We start from the raw sequence: 2,297 nt of genomic DNA, 5'->3' as shown, positions 1-2,297 counted from the left end.
GAATGCCTTGATCCTGATGGGTGACTGGTGCAGTGAAATAGATACTGACACTATAAACTTAATGAAACTACGGGAATGGTAAATATATTGTTAACTCTATGAAAAGGCAGCAAGAAAAAAACTTTTTCCTTGCTAATAGATGCGTTTTGCCATTGACAGGGGTACTTCTAATGGGTGACCCTTATTCTTTCTTTCTTAACCTGTTAGATAGGTTGCCGATAACGGCGTACGACCTGACCCCTTATTCACTCTCTTTTTTCGGCTTTAATCGTTTTTCTTTTATAAAGCCTTCTATTTCTAAATTATGGACCTCTTTAATATATTGAAGTAACTCCAATGTATCTTTAGTTAGATTGTACTCTCTATCATTTTCATAATCCCACCCTCTTTTATCGCAAATTTTATATGCTTTGGATAAATGATTAAATGATTCATCAATCTGATTTAAATAAAATAAAGTTTGTCCATAATATTGATAAAAAAGATCATAATCAGGAAATTTATTGTACTTGCTAGCTTTCTCAAAAAAATGTTTAGCAGAAATATAGTTTTTCCTTTTAAACCTATCAACACCTTTCAAGTAATAAAACATAAATATATAAAAATAGAATATCTTCATATCATATACGCCTTCAATCTAAATCATACGCCTCCTTTACCTGATATTAATGCATAGGCACACATTACTCCACACGGTAAGCCACTAACACTTGGATGGCATTTTACAGCTTTTTTAGCTGCCTCTATACACATTGTTGTACAAAGCCACCAAGACAAACCTCTGTCCCCTCTGCCACCAGGATCTTTTGGAGGCTGTTTTGGCGGTTGAGTCCCTGGAAATGTATCTCCTGGGCCATGACATCCTTTTCTATCACAAAAAAATACCATACCTTGCAAGTCCCCACGGATCCACCCAATTCACTGGATTCTGTTGGACATAAGAATAAAGATTAACATCCCCCCCGGCAAAACCTATCGGATCTTTGGAGATAAACCTCCCCGTCTCAGGATCATAGAACCTGGCCCGGTAATAATAAAGCCCCGCCTCCTTATCCCACTCCCTGCCCGTATAGGTATAATTCTTATCAAGTGTCCCCTTAACAAGATTCCCAAAGGAATCATAACCATAGCTACTCCCCACCTTTGCCCCACTGCCATCTGTAAGCGCCATAACGGAACCCAAACCATCGGCATGGTAGTAATACCAGTTCCCGCCCGTCTTGATGGCCAACGGTTCATCTATCCCCGGCCCGTGAATAAACTCTTTAGTTAATACTCCATTCTCATACACAGCAACAATATCTTCATTGTCATAGAGATATTCCATATTCGCCGTCATAACGCCGTCTTTCGTCACCGTCCGCCCGATCCGCCTGCCACTTACGTCGTACTTGTATTCAACAACGGTGGAAGAAAGCCCGAAAACACGCTTTACACTAATGAGCCGCTCTTCATAGTCATAACCGTAATCAACACTGTCAGCTACGTCCGTAAAGGGCGTCTGGTAGCTCTTCCCTGCCACGTCATAATAAATAAAGTCACCGTCGATAGTCTTATTGGTCAGGTCAGGATCAAAACCGGGGTAATAGTTATTTATGAGATCGTTATCATGGGCCTGCCTGTTACCAATGGCGTCATAAGTGTAGTTCTCGAACATGGCGCCTTCAACACTGGTATGAGAAGCAAAGGTCAGGCGGTAGAGATCATCATATTTATAGGAAGCAGCTTTGCTTTCTGATACATTGCTTAAACGGTTCCCCACCTTATCGTAGCTATAGACGTTACTGGAAACACCGGGAGTAATAATCCCCACCATGCGGCCCGAAGCGTCATAGGAATAGTTTGTAAAGACACCATTTGCATAAGTAAGCTTCTCCCGGCTGCCGTCCACCCGGTAGTCATAATCGAAGACTCCCGGCTCTGCCGTAATCGTATCGAGCTGATTTGCATCGGTATAGCCATAGGTAAGCACTTTGTCAGGATTAACTCCATCGGAGATTTTCACCTCCGTCCGGTTGCCGACAGCGTCATACTTGTAGGAGAGCGTTTTCCCGTTCGAGTCGGTCACGTCCCTCACCTGCCCGCCGGCATAATAGGTGTAGGTATAAGTGAGACCGTCTTTCTGGGCCGTATGCAGCCGGCCGTTAATGTAGTAACTGTAGGTTTCTTTTGTTACGCCGTCCACCTTCTTTTCAATGAGACGGCCCATGAAGTCATTGACATAAGTTATGGCGATTCCCCTGGCGTCGGTTTTGGTGTATTCATAACGGTTGGGATTGTAATCAAAACTTTTTTGA

General features: G+C 42.6%; 2 protein-coding genes. Both read right to left on the bottom strand.

Annotated features, from left to right (window positions below):
- Positions 1-241 precede the first annotated feature (241 nt).
- The gene (locus OEV42_21580; protein ID MDH3976861.1) at positions 242-619 is read right to left on the bottom strand and encodes a hypothetical protein; all 378 of its coding nucleotides are present in this window, start codon (positions 617-619) and stop codon (positions 242-244) included.
- 252 nt (positions 620-871) lie between these two features.
- Positions 872-2,297: hypothetical protein (locus OEV42_21575; GenBank protein MDH3976860.1), on the bottom strand; the 1,426-nt coding region annotated here is incomplete at its 5' end.

The sequence above is a fragment of the Deltaproteobacteria bacterium genome (assembly GCA_029860075.1).
In the GTDB taxonomy this organism is placed as follows: Bacteria; Desulfobacterota; JADFVX01; order JADFVX01; family JADFVX01; genus JAOUBX01.
Note: the sequence above shows the minus strand (reverse complement) of the source record. Positions and strands in the feature narration are given on the sequence as shown.